The 15,151-nt window shown below is 63.3% G+C and carries 12 protein-coding genes and 1 tRNA gene; 8 read left to right on the forward strand and 5 right to left on the reverse strand.

Annotation, left to right across the window (positions count from 1 at the left end; all coding sequences use genetic code 11):
- Window positions 1-649: 649 nt before the first annotated feature.
- Entirely contained in the window at window positions 650-1,672 is a 1,023-nt protein-coding gene (locus tag ACFQX9_RS12055; protein WP_377788664.1) for a tyrosine-type recombinase/integrase, read from the forward strand.
- A gap of 61 nt (window positions 1,673-1,733) precedes the next feature.
- Here the strand turns inward: ACFQX9_RS12055 and ACFQX9_RS12060 are convergent.
- The 5 genes from ACFQX9_RS12060 to ACFQX9_RS12080 form a co-directional block, all read right to left on the reverse strand.
- Window positions 1,734-1,809, reverse strand: a tRNA-Lys gene (locus ACFQX9_RS12060).
- Between the two features lie 200 nt (window positions 1,810-2,009).
- Complete coding sequence (locus tag ACFQX9_RS12065) at window positions 2,010-2,633, reverse strand: Spy/CpxP family protein refolding chaperone (protein ID WP_377788666.1); 624 nt, start codon at window positions 2,631-2,633, stop codon at window positions 2,010-2,012.
- 193 nt (window positions 2,634-2,826) lie between these two features.
- A complete protein-coding gene (locus tag ACFQX9_RS12070) occupies window positions 2,827-3,831 on the reverse strand; it encodes a TRAP transporter substrate-binding protein (RefSeq protein WP_085350209.1) in 1,005 nt (334 codons plus the stop codon).
- A gap of 170 nt (window positions 3,832-4,001) precedes the next feature.
- Complete coding sequence (locus tag ACFQX9_RS12075; RefSeq protein ID WP_018457500.1) at window positions 4,002-5,564, reverse strand: 2-isopropylmalate synthase; 1,563 nt, start codon at window positions 5,562-5,564, stop codon at window positions 4,002-4,004.
- Between the two features lie 429 nt (window positions 5,565-5,993).
- On the reverse strand, window positions 5,994-6,257 hold the full coding sequence (locus ACFQX9_RS12080) for a hypothetical protein (RefSeq protein ID WP_018457498.1): 264 nt from the start codon (window positions 6,255-6,257) through the stop codon (window positions 5,994-5,996).
- 276 nt (window positions 6,258-6,533) lie between these two features.
- Between ACFQX9_RS12080 and ACFQX9_RS12085 the strand changes: the two genes are divergently transcribed.
- The 7 genes from ACFQX9_RS12085 to ACFQX9_RS12115 all read left to right on the forward strand — a co-directional run bounded on the left by ACFQX9_RS12085 (window position 6,534) and on the right by ACFQX9_RS12115 (window position 15,130).
- Complete coding sequence (locus ACFQX9_RS12085; protein ID WP_368507299.1) at window positions 6,534-7,754, forward strand: SMP-30/gluconolactonase/LRE family protein; 1,221 nt, start codon at window positions 6,534-6,536, stop codon at window positions 7,752-7,754.
- Between the two features lie 196 nt (window positions 7,755-7,950).
- Window positions 7,951-9,135 carry a calcium-binding protein gene (locus tag ACFQX9_RS12090; protein ID WP_377788667.1) on the forward strand — a complete coding sequence of 395 codons (1,185 nt, stop codon included), beginning with the start codon at window positions 7,951-7,953 and terminating at the stop codon, window positions 9,133-9,135.
- A 10-nt stretch (window positions 9,136-9,145) separates the two neighbouring features.
- A complete protein-coding gene (locus ACFQX9_RS12095) occupies window positions 9,146-10,249 on the forward strand; it encodes an NAD(P)/FAD-dependent oxidoreductase (protein ID WP_377788669.1) in 1,104 nt (367 codons plus the stop codon).
- 250 nt (window positions 10,250-10,499) lie between these two features.
- Entirely contained in the window at window positions 10,500-11,741 is a 1,242-nt protein-coding gene (locus ACFQX9_RS12100) for an ABC transporter substrate-binding protein (RefSeq protein ID WP_026233384.1), read from the forward strand.
- Between the two features lie 104 nt (window positions 11,742-11,845).
- On the forward strand, window positions 11,846-12,721 hold the full coding sequence (locus ACFQX9_RS12105; protein ID WP_018457493.1) for a branched-chain amino acid ABC transporter permease: 876 nt from the start codon (window positions 11,846-11,848) through the stop codon (window positions 12,719-12,721).
- Window position 12,722: 1 nt separating this feature from the next.
- Window positions 12,723-13,649 (forward strand): branched-chain amino acid ABC transporter permease, encoded by a 927-nt coding sequence (locus tag ACFQX9_RS12110; protein ID WP_085350215.1) that lies wholly within the window; start codon window positions 12,723-12,725, stop codon window positions 13,647-13,649.
- On the forward strand, window positions 13,649-15,130 hold the full coding sequence (locus tag ACFQX9_RS12115; RefSeq protein ID WP_026233383.1) for an ATP-binding cassette domain-containing protein: 1,482 nt from the start codon (window positions 13,649-13,651) through the stop codon (window positions 15,128-15,130). Before ACFQX9_RS12110 ends, ACFQX9_RS12115 begins: the two co-directional genes overlap by 1 nt.
- The last annotated feature ends 21 nt before the right edge of the window (window positions 15,131-15,151 follow it).

Consider the following 15,151-nt stretch of genomic DNA (forward strand, 5'->3'; position numbering starts at 1 on the left):
ATCTGTCGACCGAAGCGCCGGACGTCTTGCCCAATGTAACACAGTGGCCCAGGCGAAAAGTGAACGCCGCTGGGCGCGATGTCTGTTAGGGGTCAAAGTGCGAAGAACTCAACCTAAGCAAATCTGGTCCGCCATGCCTCATTAAGCGGACCTAGTCGAGATGTGCCGGTACTTCGCTAACGGGCCATAAGCGGGCAATCAATGCATGCCTCGTTAAGGGACCAGAAGCCCACATACCGAACAGCTCCCCCTCATCACCGAATCCCTTGGCACCTGGAGCTAAATGCGTAGACTGGGTCCGACCGAGCCAGGAGGGAGATTTGGCGATAGAGCGGCCAAATCGACGGCTGACGACGATCCTGGCGGCCGATGCAGTCGGCTAGCCCCCGCTGCAGCTTGCACGCTATCGGCTTCAGATCGACCTTGCGTTCGTTCAGCGACCTCGCACAGTTGATGTCGACTAGGGTGAAGAAGAAAACCTTCCTATCGGTCGCCCTAGTGGTGTTGTCGTAGCCAAAGTAAGGCTCCAGTTCCTCGCAGAGGAAATGGGCCCAGCATATCCGTGCCGAGCGACAGACCCTGAGCGGCGTAGGCGACGCCAAAAACTGCGAGACAGAGGGTGCGGCCTTGGACGAATGGAGGATGAACCGTGCGCGTCGTTCTGAAAGGAATTCATAAGGTCAAGAGACGGCTCGCAAATGGCGAGACGAAAGTACATTGCTACGCATGGCGTGGGGGCCCCGCCATCCATGCGCAGCCCGGTGCGCCAGACTTCGTTCGAGAGTATCACGATGCGCATGCGAGCCTTCGGCAGCCCCGCGCCGGCACCTTCATGACGATCGTTGCGCAGTACAAGGCCGCACCAGAGTTCACCGGACTAGCGGCATCGACCCGTCGTGCGTACCTCGCCTACATTAAGCTGATCGAAGATGAATTCGGCGACCTGCCGGTGGCAGCTCTGGCCGATCGTCGAGTGCGTGGTGAGTTCAAGGCCTGGCGCGACCTGTTCGCCGAGACACCACGTAAGGCGGACTACGCCTGGACCACGTTGGCGCGGATCATGTCGTTCGCAAAAGACCGCGGCATCATCGCGACCAACCCATGCGAGCGCGGGGGCCGCCTCTACGTAGCAGACCGCAGAGACAAGATTTGGACCGAGCAGGACATCGCAGCGGTTCTTGCGATCGCCTTTAGCGAGATCCAGCCCGCCTTAGTCCTGGCGTTGTGGAGTGGCCAGCGCCAAGGCGACTTGCTGCGACTGCCCTGGTCCGCCTACGAGAACCCCTACATTCGCCTGCGCCAGTCTAAAGGCGGGCGGCGCGTCGCGATGCCAGCCGGCGCGCCTTTGCGAACCCTTCTCGATATCACCGAGCGCCGAGGCCCCCTGATCCTGACCAACACGCTCGGTCGGCCATGGACGTCGGACGGCTTTCGCACGTCCTGGGGAAGGGCATGTGAGCGCGCCGGTATCGGTGAACTGACCTTTCACGACCTGCGCGGCACGGCAGTGGTGCGCCTCGCAATCGCAGGCGCCAGCGTGCCACAGATCGCAGCCGTCACAGGTCATTCGTTGAAAGACGTCGAGGCCATTCTCGATGCGCACTACCTCGGTCGCGACATTCAGCTCGCTGAAGCTGCGGTGGTGAAGCTCGAAGCGAGAACAAAACTGTAAACGGTGGTGTAAACGGCGCTGGTTTTGCCGTTTGCTCAGCCCGCAAAGTGTTTGAATTATATGGTGGGCGCACCAGGGCTCGAACCTGGGACCCGCTGATTAAGAGTCAGCTGCTCTACCAACTGAGCTATGCGCCCGAAAGGCGGTTAAAGCCTTGCGAGGCCGGTCGTTTAGCAAAGCGATCCGGGTCTGGCAAGCGATGGCACGTAAGTTTTCCAAGGGTATGCCAAGGGTATGCCAAGGGTACGCCAAGGGCGTGCCCACATCCCCCAAAAAAGCGAAAAGCCGCTGGATTCCAGCGGCTTCGCCAGGGTTGATCGCGGCAACCCTTGTAGGCTCAGAGCCGGCCCTCGCGGTCCCGGTCCGGGCCATCGTCGCGGTCGAAACGGTCACGGTGGAAGTGGTCCATGCGGCGCTCCATCATGCGGTCCATGCCACGCTCCATGAAGTGGCGGCGCGGGCCGTCTTCGCCGCCGCCGAACGGGCCGCGGTGACGGGTCAGCACGGCGAGGCGCCGCTTCTGGCCCTCGTCGAGGGTCTTGTAGAGCGGATCGGCGGCATCGGCGATCTTCTTCAGGGCCGCCGACGTTGCCCCCATGTCCTCGGCGCGCTGACGCAGGCGGGCGACCGGATCCTCCGGCCTGACGGCGTCCTTGTTAGCGTCCTTGCCGGCATCGCCGGCGCCGGCATTCATCCGCGCATTGGCGCGGTCGATGCGCAGCTTGGCGAAGTCGCGCACGGCGGCCTCGACCGGCGGCCACAGCTTTTCCTGGTCGGCGTTGAGCTTCAGCCCGGCATGGACGGCAGCGATCCGCGCGTCGACCATGGCGGCGCGGTCTTCCGGGTTCATGCGGATGTGGCGCATGTGCTCGTGCATCCACGGGCGATGATACTGGGCATAGACCGCGCCCGAGCCGGCGATGCTGAGCACGGCGATGGCGGCGATGGTGAATTTCCTCATGCGAACTCTCCTCTGGAAGGATGTCGTGAGGATGAGCGCAGCGCGGCTTACGCGCAACTTACAACTTGGACAGGGAGCGAGTCCTTTCCAAGATGTAACGCTCCTGAATTTTAGTTCAGTCGCAATCGGAATCATTCGCAACAAAAGGGGCTTCCGCGCCAGGCACGGAAGCCCCTTTCAACCTCCGTTCAAATCAGTTCGTCGTGCTCTTCGCTTCCTTCTGGAATTCGTCGATCAGCGGCTGGCCGACGCGGCCTGCGGCGTCCTTGTAGACCGGCTCCATGGCCTTGCGCATCGCCTCGTCCTGCTCCGGCGTGAGCTTGATGATCTCGCTCTTGCCGCTCTTCCTGATCTCGGCGAGCGCGTCCTCGTTCTCCTTCTGCGACTGCGTATTGTTGAAGTCGGTCGCTTCCTTCATCGCCTTCGTCAGCTGGTCGCGGATGTCGGCCGGCAAATCGTCCCAGAACTTCTTGTTCACGATCACGACGTAGCCGATGTAGCCGTGGTTGCTCTCGGTGATGTACTTCTGCACCTCGTGCATCTTCTGGGTATAGATGTTCGACCAGGTGTTCTCCTGCCCGTCGACGACGCCGGTCTGCAGCGCCTGGTAGACTTCGCCGAACGCCATCACCTGCGGCAGCGAGCCGAGCGCCTTGAACTGGGCCTGGAGCACGCGCGAGGACTGGATGCGGAACTTGACGCCCTGATAGTCGGCCGGCGTCACCAGCTTCTTGTTGGCGCTCATCTGCTTGAAGCCGTTGTCCCAATAGGCGAGGCCGGTGATGCCCTTCGGTTCGAGCAGCTTGAGCAGCCTGGCACCGAGCGGACCTTCCGTCACCTTCCGCAGCGTCTTCAGATCAGGCAGGATGTAGGGGAGATCGAATACCTCGAACTCGCGGATGCCGAGCGGGCCGAACTTGGAATTGGACGGCGCCAGCATCTGCACGCTGCCGAGCTGGAGCGCCTCGAGTTCTTCCTTGTCCTTGTAAAGCGTCGAGTTCGGGTAGATCTCGACCTTGACCTTGCCGCCGGTGTACTTCTCGGCGAGCTCCTTGAATTTCTCCGACGCCTTGCCCTTCGGCGTGTCGGTGGCCACCACGTGGCTGAACTTGATGATGATGGGCGACTGGGCCGATGCCGGCCCGGTCAAGCCAAGTGCCAGGACCGCGATGGACGCAGCGATCGCGAAGGTGCGCATAATCTCTCCCTGTTGTTATTTGGGCCACCGGGCGCGCGGGTGGCCTATGCCGTCAGCATCAATACAGGTCGACATCACCAGCTGCTATTGGTCGTTAGCAGGGCAGCCATTCATGGTGAACGCCGCAAGCACCGCCTCTCCCGCTTCCGGAAGAGGCGGTAGTAGCAACCTCAGCTCGCCGCCGCGGTCGTTACGGTGTCGCGCTGGCGTTTCATGACGATCTTGTTGAGCGCGCCGAGATAGGCCTTTGCTGAGGCCACCAGCGTATCCGGATCCGCCGCGCGCGCGGTCATCGCGCGTCCCTCGTGCGACAGCCGCACCGAGACTTCGGCCTGCGCGTCGGTGCCTTGGGTCACGGCGTGAACCTGGTACAGCTCGAGCTTGGCTTCGTGCGGCACCAGGCGCTTGATGCAGTTGAACACGGCATCGACCGGCCCGTTGCCTTCGGCCTCCTCGATCTTGATCTGGCCGTCGACATCGAGCTTCATCGTCGCGCGCTGCGGGCCATGGGTACCGGCGATCACGGTCAGCGAGGTCAGCTTGATGCGGTCGTGCGAAGCCGCCATCTCCTCGTCGACCAGCGCCTCGATGTCCTCGTCGTAGATGTCCTTCTTGCGGTCGGCCAGCGCCTTCATCCGCGTGAACGCATCTTCCAGCTGGTTCGGACCGAGCTTGTAGCCCATCTCCTCCAGCTTGTGCACGAAGGCGTGGCGGCCGGAATGCTTGCCCAGCACCAGCGAGGACTGCTTGAGGCCGACCATCTCGGGCCGCATGATCTCGTAAGTGGAAGCGTCCTTCAGCACGCCATCCTGATGGATGCCGCTCTCATGCGCGAACGCGTTGCGGCCGACGATGGCCTTGTTGTACTGCACCGGGAACGAGGTCGCCGCCGACACCACCTTCGAGGCGCGGGTCAGCTGCGTCGTGTCGATCTTATTCCAGAAAGGGAATTTGTCGTTGCGCACGTTGATCGCCATCACGATCTCTTCCAGCGCGGCGTTGCCGGCACGCTCGCCGATGCCGTTGATGGTGCACTCGACCTGGCGCGCGCCGCCAATGACGCCTGCCAGCGAGTTCGCCACCGCCATGCCGAGGTCGTTATGGCAGTGCACGGAGAACACCGCCTTGTCCGAGTTCGGCACGCGCTCGATCAGCGTCTTCATGAAGTGGGTGTATTCGTCGGGCGTGGTGTAACCGACGGTATCAGGAATGTTCACCGTGGTGGCGCCAGCCTTGATGACGGCTTCGACGATGCGGCACAGATAGTCCATCTCGCTGCGGGTGCCGTCTTCGGCCGACCATTCGACGTCGTCGATCTGGTTGCGGGCGCGCGCGACCATGGCCACCGAGGTCTCGAGCACCTGCTCCGGGGTCTTGTTCAGCTTCACCCGCATATGCAGCGGCGACGTCGCGATCACGGTGTGGACGCGGCCACGCTTGGCGAATTTCACCGCTTCTGCGCAGCGGTCGATGTCGGCCGGATGGGCACGCGACAGACCGGCGATGACGGCGTTCTTGGAGCGGCGGGCGATCTCGCTGACCGCCTGGAAGTCGCCTTCCGAGGTAATGGGGAAGCCGGCCTCGATGACGTCGACGCCCATATCGTCCAGCATCTCGGCGACCTCGAGCTTCTCCTCGAAGGTCATGGTGGCGCCGGGGCACTGCTCGCCGTCGCGCAGGGTGGTGTCGAAAATGATGACGCGGTCCTTATCGGACTTGTTCACGGGGGCCATTTGAATTTCCTTTTGAGCTTTTTGCGCCGTCAGTCTTCTCGGCGCTTGAGGTGTCCGGTGATCTCGACCAACCCCTGAGCGCCCAGGCGCATGGCGCCCAGCCGGCCCTCAGGGGCAAGTAAGAAGAAGCCCGCCAATCAGGAGGGTAGGCAGCAGCGCGGCCGGGATCGCGGCGGCGGCAAGAGCCACCTCCTCCGAAATCCCATCGATTTGGCCGCGAATCAGCATTACCGGACCCTTTGAGCCCTCAAATCCTCGGTCAAAACCGTTGACGGTTGGTTGCCGGGAGGCTCGATGCGTCGTTTCTAGACGAGAAATGGCAGCAACCGCAACGCCAAAAGATGGACAGAAGGGCTGACATGATCGCAGCGCCGGATGCGTGACCGGTGCCAATTGTTTGGCCGACCGAACGCCGGCAAGGCGGTCAAGCTATGCCGAGCGGCGAGCGCGAGCCCTGCTCTCCCAGCGGTTCAGCATCTGACCGAGCTCGCTGGTGGCAACCGGCGTAGCCGTGCCAGCGATCGCGATATCGTTGGTGTTGGCTGGTGCGTTGGCACTGAGCCAATCCGGCTCGCTGTACTCACGCCAGCGCCGCGCCTCGGCTCGTCTTTTTCGGGAGACGTAGTCGCGGGTGAAATAGCCGGCCGCAAATGCAATCCCGAGCAGCAAAACCAGTACGACGACAGCGACCACAGTAAACTCCGACTTACGCCCCGAATGACGTTCTGCCAGCATCGCGCAGGAGGTCAAGGCTTGACATTCCCCTGCTTGGCAATGTCCCGAAGACAGCTCCGGTAAACCCCGTCACGCCTGATGAATTTGTCGTTTCCATGTTCGACGTTGCAGCGCTTTGCCGCCCCGATCTCGCTGAGGATGCGTACCTCCCCCTCGCAACCGTCATCGGACCGGACTAACCTTGCCCTGCTCGGCCGGATCAACCGGCTAGCCGAACATGACCGGGAGGACGCGATGACACGCCAAAAGCAGCGTGACCAGGATGCTGCGCTTTCACGACGAACGCTCGTTCAGGGGTTTGCGCTCGGCGCCGCCACTTTTGCCGGCGCCGGCTCCGCGCTGGCCCAGACCGGACCAGCCGCGCCGCCGACGACGATTACCACCCCGCCACGCGATTTCGGTCCCAACGGCGCGCCGACCACCTATTTCTGGGACCCCGATGTCGTCACAGTCGATCCGTCCTTCAACGATCTCGCGCAGCCCAACACGGCGATCAAGCGTCTCTATACGGGTTTGCTGTGGGCTGAAGGCCCGGCGTGGAGTGCACAGGGCCGCTATCTGCTCTGGAGCGACATTCCCAACAACAGGCAGATGCGCTGGAGCGAAGACGACGGTCGCGTCAGCGTATTCCGCTCGCCGTCCAACAACTCCAACGGCAACTCGTTCGACTTCCAGGGCCGTCAACTCTCTTGCGAACATTTGACCCGGCGGGTGACGCGTTATGAACATGACGGGACCGCGACCGTGCTTTGCGACAACTACAACGGCAAGAAGCTGAACTCGCCGAACGATGTCGTCGCCCATCCTGACGGCAGCTACTGGTTTACCGATCCGCCCTACGGCGGCCAGCTCTACGAAGGTGAGCCCGATGCCGCGGGCGGTCCGAGCAATTCCGGCGGCAAGCTCAATCCGCGCATTGGACAGCCGGCCGGCTTCGCACCGGGCAAGCGCGAGCTGCCGACCAATTGCTATCGCATCGATCCTAGCGGCCGTGTCGACCTCGTCGTCACGGAGGAGCAGGTGCCCGACCCGAACGGGCTGTGCTTCTCCCCGGACTTCAAGAAGCTCTACGTCGTATCAACCGGCAAAGGCCCCGGCGACACCGGCCCCGGCGGCAAGGGTGAGATTTTCGTTTTCGACGTCGGCAGCGACAACAAGCTCACCAACCACAAGCGGTTCAGCGAGTGTGTGATCGACGGCGTGAAGTGCGGGCCGGACGGCGTGCGCTGCGACGTCAACGGTAATGTCTGGGCCTCCAGCAATGCCGGCCGCGCCGTCGGCTACAGCGGCGTGACGACGTGGTCGCCGGAGGGCAAGCTGCTCGGCCGCATCCGGTTGCCCGAAGTGTGCGGCAACATCTGCTTCGGCGGCCCCAAGCGCAATCGCCTGTTCATGGCGGCAAGCCAATCGCTCTATGCGGTGTACACGGCCACGCAAGGCGCCGGACCGGGCTGAGCCCGCGCAAGATCGCAAGCACGGGCGTCGGCGTGCACCGCCGGCGCCCGCGGTTCCCTGATCGCAATCAAGCTACGCCTCGGGCAAATCTCCGCCATCAATCCAACGAAGATTGAATCGCGCGGCAAGGCCGCAGCGCGGTGCGAAGGCATGATGCTCTTCGTTCTCGCGCCCGACTTGAACGGGGAGTTGCGCGATGCGCCGTATGCCAAACGACACCATCATCGTCAGCGTTGGGGACCAGCAATACGTGACCGAGTTCGGAGACCCGGGCCTGCCGAACGACGGCCGCGGCGGCAGCGACAAGATGATCGCGACCGTCGACGGGGGCAACGCGGTCCTGATATTCGTTGGCGACGACCAGACCCTCCAAGGACATTCTCACGGAGGAGGCGACCATCTCGCTGCGACCGTCACAGGCTTCGGGGACTACGTGTTCCTGGACGGCGATGCGCAGGCGATGTCCGGCGACGCCCATGGCGGCAACGATGTGCTTCACGTCGATGCATCGACATCGATCTACGCGACTCTCGGCATTTTTGGCGATGCCGAAACCGCCATGTCAGCCGACACGGGGGGCGGCAATGACGTCGTCATTGCATCGATGGGAAACAGATCGTCCGGCACGTTCAGCGGAGATTCCGGCAGTTCAATGAGCGATCACGCGTGTGGCGGCAATGATATCCTCAGCGTGACCCAGGTCGGCAGTTACGGCGGCGCTTCAATGTCCGGCGATGCCCTCGTCTCCATGAGCGGCGATGCGCACGGCGGCAACGACATGCTCATCTACACCGTCGGTGCCGCAGCCCAATCCGGGGGCGCGTCTCTGGTCGGAGACGCCGGCTACATGAGCGACGATACCCGTGGCGGCAACGATATCCTGATCGCGACCGTCGACGGCAACCCGGACTCCACGTCCATCGTGCTCGTCGGAGACGCCTCGAACATGTCAGGCAATGCGCATGGCGGAGATGATATCCTCCTCGGCAGCAGCCGCGACGATTTCCTGTATGGCGACGCACAGACCTACGCTCCGTTCACAGCCGGATCGATCACCGGCGGCAAGGACATGTTGAATGGCGGTGGCGGAAATGACCAGCTCTGGGGCGGACCGAACGACGACAGATTCGTCTTCGACAAAAATTCGGGCCTGGACGTGATCAACGATTTCGACCAGGGCAACAAGGCTGTCGGCAGCACGGCGCGAGAGCATGATTTGATCAATTTGCACGATTACGGCTTCGCAGACTGGGCGGCGCTGAAAAGCCTGATCAGCGATGACAGCACAGGAAACGCGGTGATCCACCTGACGGCGACCGATACGATTACGCTGGCGGGAATCCATACCGCGGATCTCCATGCGAAGGATTTCATTGTGTAAGGGAGCATTCATGCGCGTTGTGATCTGCGGCGGCGGCGTGATCGGCGCCTGCATCGCCTGGTTTCTCCGCCGCCGTGGCATCGAAATCGTCGTCGTGGAGCGGGCGGGCGTCGCGGCCGCGGCGTCAGGCAAGGCGGGCGGCTTCCTCGCGCGCGACTGGTGCGAGGGCTCGCCGCTCGATGCGCTGGCGCGACGGAGCTTCGCGATCCATGCGCAGCTGCCGGAACAGATCGCCGGCGATTGGGGCTATCGCCCGATGACCGCCTATAGCGGCTCCGTTGCCGCCGACGGCCATCCGCGCCGGCATGCACCGTCCGCGCTCGGCTGGCTGGGCAACGGCGTCATCATCGCCCAGCGCATCGGCACGATGGAGACCACCGCGATCGTTCACCCCAAAAAATTCACCGTAGCCGTGATGAACGCGGCGATCGCGCTAGGCGCCGAGCTTCGCACCGGCCAGGTGACCGGCATCATGCGCGATGCGGGCGGCACGACCGCGACAGGCGTCGAGGTCGACGGCCGCATCGTCGAGGCGGACGCCGTCGTGATCGCGATGGGACCATGGTCGCTGCTCGCGGCGCAATGGATGAGCCTGCCCGCCGTCTACGGCCAGCGCAGCCCGAGCATCGTGTACGACACCGGCACGGATGCGCCGGCCGATGCGCTGTTCCTGGAGTATGAAGAGAATGGCAGTGCCGTGTCGATCGAGGTCTTTCCTCGCGCCGACGGCAGCACGCATATCACCGCTCTCTCCGACATCGCGCCGCTTCCGCTCGATCCGGCGGCCGTGACGCCGGACAAGGACGCGATCGCGCGCCTGCAAACCATGTCCGAGCGGCTGTCGCCGCTGTTCCGCTCCGAGAGGATCATTGCGCAACAAGCCTGCTTCCGGCCGGTGACACAGGACGGCCTGCCGCTGATCGGCAAGGTGCCGCGAAGTGAAGGTCTGTATGTTGCGACGGGGCACAATGTATGGGGCATCCTGAATGCGCCCGCCACGGGCGAGGTCATGGCGCAACTGATCGCGGAGGGTGCGACGCGCAACGTCGACATCTCGCCATTCGATCCGGCCCGGCTCGCGCCGCTCGATCCATCGCTGCTGCAAGCGCGCTGAGCCGACGCGACGGCATCGCAATTCAGCGTTCCGGTTGCTGTGCGCCCGCGATAGCTGCGCATGCCTACCGACGAAATCTGCATGCCTGCGCGTGAAACGGGTCCGACAGCTTTCCTGCCCGCTATTGCCCAGCGCTAGACTTTAGTTCGTGCCTCACAATCCTGAACGCGGTTTCACTTGCCGAGAATGTCTCCGCCGGTATAGTCGCGGCATAATGGCTCATAAGAGGCCTGTTAAGGGAGAGAACAAGATGAAGAAACCGCTCTCTGTTGCGTTGCGAATAGCACTCGGTACCGCCGCGGCCGCTGTGTTGATGACGTCAGGCGCGGCGCTTGCGGCCGACCCGATCAGGATCGGCGTGATCGCGGAAGCGCAGGCGATTGCCGGCGCCTCCATCCCCCAGGCGGCACAGCTCGCCGCCGACGAGATAAACGCCAATGGCGGCGTCGACGGCCGCAAGATCGAGATCGTCTCTTACGACAATCATTCCTCCTCGGCAGATTCAGTGCGCGCCTTCCAGCGCGCGGTGAACGAGGACAAGGTCAATGCGGTCATCGCCAGCTACATCAGCGAAGTCGTGCTGGCACTGGAGCCCTGGGCCTCGCGGCTGAAGACGCCGTTCGTCACGCCCGGTGCCGCCTCCAACGAGATCAGCAAGAGCGTCCATGCCGACTACGAGAAGAACAAGTACACCTTCCACGGCTATCTGACCTCCGCCGCGCTGGCGCTTTCCGTCTGCGACGGCGCCAAGGACCTGCTCGTCGACAAGATGCACATGAAGACCGCGGTCATCATGAGCGAGGACGCCGCCTGGACCAAGCCGCTCGACATCGGCTACGAGGAATGCCTGCCCAAGATCGGGCTGAAGGTGCTCGACCACATCCGCTTCTCGCCCGATACCACCGACTTCACGCCGATCTTCAACAAGATCGAAGGCTCCAAGCCCGACGTGATCATCACCGGGATCTCCCATGTCGGCGTGCAGCCGACGGTGCAGTGGAAGAACCAGCAGGTGCCGATCCCGATGTTCGGCATCTCCTCGCAGGCCACCAACGAGACCTTCGGCAAGGACACCAATCAGGCGGCCGAGGGCGTACTCTACCAGGGCGTCTCCGGCCCAGGCGTCGCGGTGACGCCGAAATCAGTGCCGTTCGCCGAAGCCTTCAAGAAGAAGTTCGGCAACTATCCCTCCTATGCCGGCTACACCGCCTATGACGAGGTCTACTACATCGCCGATGCGGTGAAGCGCGCGGGCTCGACCGACGCCGACAAGCTGGTCGCCGCTCTGGAGACGACCGACTGGGAAGGCACGATCGGCCGTGTCCAGTTCTACGGCAAGGACGATCCGTTCACGCACTCGATCAAATACGGCAAGGGCCTGATCACCGGGCTGATGCTGCAATGGCAGGACGGCAAGCAGAGCGCGGTCTGGCCCAAGGAAGTCGCCAAGGTCGACGTCAAGTTCCCGAGCTTCATCAAGCTCTCGAACTAGCAGGACACGCTCCCGGGACCAGCTCCCGGGAGCTTCCACATGCGGCCCCCGCAGCACGTTGCTCCAGCAACATCGTCTCTCATAAATCGGATTGCCAACCCTAGATGCGTGCTTTCCAGATTCTGATCGATGGCTTTGCCATCAGCGCTCTCTATGCTCTCGGTGCCACCGGCTTCACGCTGATCTTCGGCGTCTCCGGCGTCCTCAACCTCTCCCACGGGGCCATCATGGTGGCGGCAGCGGTGGCGGCCTGGGCTGCCGCCAGCATCCTGAATGTCGGCACCTATGCCGGCGCACTGATCGGCGTCGGTGTCGCCCTCCTTACATCCTTTGCGACCTATTTCGCGGTGGTGAAGCCGATCCAGGATTCCCGGCGCATCCCGAATGAAGAGAAGGAGATCTTCGTCCTCACCGGCACGCTGCTATGGGGGATCATGATCCAGGAGGTGATCGCTTATTTGTTCACCAACAACGCCAAGACCGTGCTGCCGATCGTCGAGGGCGTGGTCGAGATTCTCGGCGTCCGCACGCCCAGGAACGAGATCTTTACCGCGATCGTGTGCTGCTTCGTCATCGCTCTGTTGTGGCTCCTGGTGAACCGCACCCGCACCGGCAAGGCGGTGCTGGCGGCCTCGATGAACCCACGCGGCGTCACCCTGCTCGGCCTCGAGCTCACCAACATCTACGTCGTGGTGTGGGCGATCTACGGCATCCTCGCCGGCATCGCCGGCGTGCTGCTCGGAATGTTTCTCGGCGTCAGCTCCTACAGCGTCGGGCCGCTGACCGCGAGCGCGTTCTCGATCGTCGTGCTCGGCGGCCTCGGCAGCGTCTCCGGCTCGCTGATCGCAGCCTTTGTGGTCGGCTATCTCGAAACGCTCACGGCCTATCTGGTCTCGCCGGCCTACCGCACCATTCCGGCGCTGCTGCTGCTCGTGTTCGTGATGTACATCCGGCCCCAGGGCCTTCTGGGGAGGCGCTGAGATGGCCAGCTTCTTTACGACACGCCTGTTCTTCATATCATTCGCGCTCGTCGTCATCGCGGCGACGCTGCCGCTCTACGTCTCCGGCTACGTGCTCGGGCTTCTCACCGTCGCCTTCTATTTCGGCGTGTTCGCAATGGCGTGGGACCTGCTGTTCGGCTTCGCCGGCGAGGTCAATTTCGGGCCGACCTTCCTGATCGGCGTCGGCGCCTACACCGCCGGCATCCTGAATGCCCAGTTCGGCTGGTCAGTTTATCTCTGCATCGTGCTCGGCGCGCTCGCCTCCGTCATCGCCGGCCTCGTGCTGGCGCTGCCGGCGCTTCGGGTGCGCGGACCGTATTTCGGCCTGACCACGCTGGTCGCGGTGCTGATGCTGCAGAATTTCATCGTGGTGTTTGCCGACCTCACCGGTGGCGAGATCGGGCTGACCATTCCCGACGTCATCTCGATCAACGCCGGCGTCAATTACTGGATCGCGCTTGGCTTTATGACGATCTCGGCGGCCATTCTTTATGGCCTGTCGCAATCACCTGTTGGCTTGGTGCTGCAAGCCAGCGGTCAGGATCCGGTGCAGGCCGGCGCGCTCGGCTTCAACATCGTCAAGCACAAGCTCGCCGCCTTCATCGTCAGCGCGTTCTTCTCAGGGCTGTCAGGCGCGCTGCTGGTGTTCTATTTCGGCACCGCCTCGGTCGGCACCGTCGTCGACGTCGCGGTCGGCGTCAACGTGATCGTCTCGGCCGTGCTCGGCGGCCGGCGTACCGTGCTTGGCGCGGCGCTGGGCGCGATCTTCCTGATCGTCGCCGGCGAGTTCCTCAGGCCCACCGGCGAGCTTGCGACCTTCATCGTCTCGGCCGTCGCGCTGCTCGTCGTGCTGTTTTTCCCCGGCGGCTTCCTCGGAGCGGCCCTCTCGCGTGAGGCGCGCTCGTGATGGATATGCGATCTTCAAACCGGGCCGTGCTCGAAGTCCGCGGCCTGACCAAGCGCTTCGGCGGATTGACGGCGGTGAAGAACCTGGGCTTCGAGGTCAATAGCGGCGAGATCTTTGGCCTGATCGGCCCGAACGGCTCGGGCAAATCGACCGCGATGAAGAGCGTCATGGGCATCGAACGCCCGACATCAGGCGAAGTCGTATTCGAGGGCGAGAACGTCGCGGGCTTGCCGGCGCACAAGATCGCGCGCAAGGGCTTTGGCATGGTGTTCCAGCATTCGCGACCGCTGAACCGGCAGACTGTGCTGGAGAACATCATGGTCGCGCTGCTGCCGGACAGCCTGTTCATGCTGTTTCCGGACAAGGCGCTGCTCGAGCGCGCCAAATGGATCGCCGATCGCGTCGGGCTCGGCAACGTGATGAACCGCCGCCCGCCGACGCTGCCCTTCGCCGACTTGCGCCGGCTCGAGCTGGCCAAGGCTATCGCGCGCGATCCCAAGGTCGTGCTGGTGGACGAGCCCTTTGCCGGGCTGACGCGGGCCGAGGTCGAAATGTTTTCCGACCTGATTCGCAGTTTCCGCGACGAGGGCCGCGCGGTGATGCTGGTCGACCACAACGTCAAGAGCGTGGCCGCGCTGGTCGACCGCGTGCTCGCGATGTATCTCGGCGAGGAGATCGTCACCGGCAAGGCCGAGGACGTCATGAAGAACGAGACGGTGCGGCGGGTCTATCTCGGCGGCGCCATCGAGACCCATGCGCGGCCCGAGACCAGCTTCAAGGACAAGGTGCCGCTGCTCCAGGTCGAGAATGTCAGCGTGTTCTACGGCAAGGCGCAGGCGCTGGAGAACGTCTCGATCCACGTCCATGAGGGCGAGTTCGTCTCGATCGTCGGTCTCAACGGCGCCGGCAAGACCACATTGTTCAACACCATCTCGGGCTTCCTGCCCTACAGCGGCGAGATCGTGCGCAACGGCGAGAAGCTGCGCGGCACGACACCGGCGAAGATCGCCCGCAGCGGCCTCGTGCAGTGCCCGGAATCGCGCGAGCTGTTCGGCGAGATGTCGGTACGCGAAAATCTCGACCTTGGCGGGCAACATCTGGCCGACGACAAGCGCGCGGCACAGCTCGCCTGGCTGTTCGAGCTATTCCCGATCCTGAAAGAGCGTCAGGGCCAGATGGCGCAAACGCTCTCCGGCGGCGAGCAGCAGATGCTTGCGATCGGCCGCGCGCTGATGATGCAGCCGCAGATCCTGATCCTGGACGAGCCGACGCTGGGCCTCGCCCCCGTCATCCTCGAACTCCTGTCCAAGGCCCTAACCAGGCTGCGGCAGACGACATCGATCACGGTGTTGCTCGGCGAGCAGAACGTGACCTTCGCGCTTCCGCATGCCGACCGCGTCTATGTGCTCGAGCATGCAAGGATCGTCTGGGAGGGCGATCCGGGCCGCTTCGCCGCGGAGGCTGGCGCCGATTTTCTCTAGTTCGCCCATACCAACAACAAA

The organism is Bradyrhizobium sp. GCM10028915, assembly GCF_042666195.1.
Taxonomy (GTDB): domain Bacteria; phylum Pseudomonadota; class Alphaproteobacteria; order Rhizobiales; family Xanthobacteraceae; genus Bradyrhizobium; species Bradyrhizobium canariense_D.

What these genes read in the sequence shown, in the direction of transcription:
- ACFQX9_RS12065 (WP_377788666.1), bottom strand. Translation starts at nt 2,633, where the DNA reads ATGAGGAAATTCACCATCGCCGCCATCGCCGTGCTCAGCATCGCCGGC.
- ACFQX9_RS12070 (WP_085350209.1), bottom strand. Translation starts at nt 3,831, where the DNA reads ATGCGCACCTTCGCGATCGCTGCGTCCATCGCGGTCCTGGCACTTGGC.
- ACFQX9_RS12075 (WP_018457500.1), bottom strand. Translation starts at nt 5,564, where the DNA reads ATGGCCCCCGTGAACAAGTCCGATAAGGACCGCGTCATCATTTTCGAC.
- ACFQX9_RS12085 (WP_368507299.1), top strand. Translation starts at nt 6,534, where the DNA reads ATGACACGCCAAAAGCAGCGTGACCAGGATGCTGCGCTTTCACGACGA.
- ACFQX9_RS12090 (WP_377788667.1), top strand. Translation starts at nt 7,951, where the DNA reads ATGCGCCGTATGCCAAACGACACCATCATCGTCAGCGTTGGGGACCAG.
- ACFQX9_RS12095 (WP_377788669.1), top strand. Translation starts at nt 9,146, where the DNA reads ATGCGCGTTGTGATCTGCGGCGGCGGCGTGATCGGCGCCTGCATCGCC.
- ACFQX9_RS12100 (WP_026233384.1), top strand. Translation starts at nt 10,500, where the DNA reads ATGAAGAAACCGCTCTCTGTTGCGTTGCGAATAGCACTCGGTACCGCC.
- ACFQX9_RS12105 (WP_018457493.1), top strand. Translation starts at nt 11,846, where the DNA reads ATGCGTGCTTTCCAGATTCTGATCGATGGCTTTGCCATCAGCGCTCTC.
- ACFQX9_RS12110 (WP_085350215.1), top strand. Translation starts at nt 12,723, where the DNA reads ATGGCCAGCTTCTTTACGACACGCCTGTTCTTCATATCATTCGCGCTC.
- ACFQX9_RS12115 (WP_026233383.1), top strand. Translation starts at nt 13,649, where the DNA reads ATGGATATGCGATCTTCAAACCGGGCCGTGCTCGAAGTCCGCGGCCTG.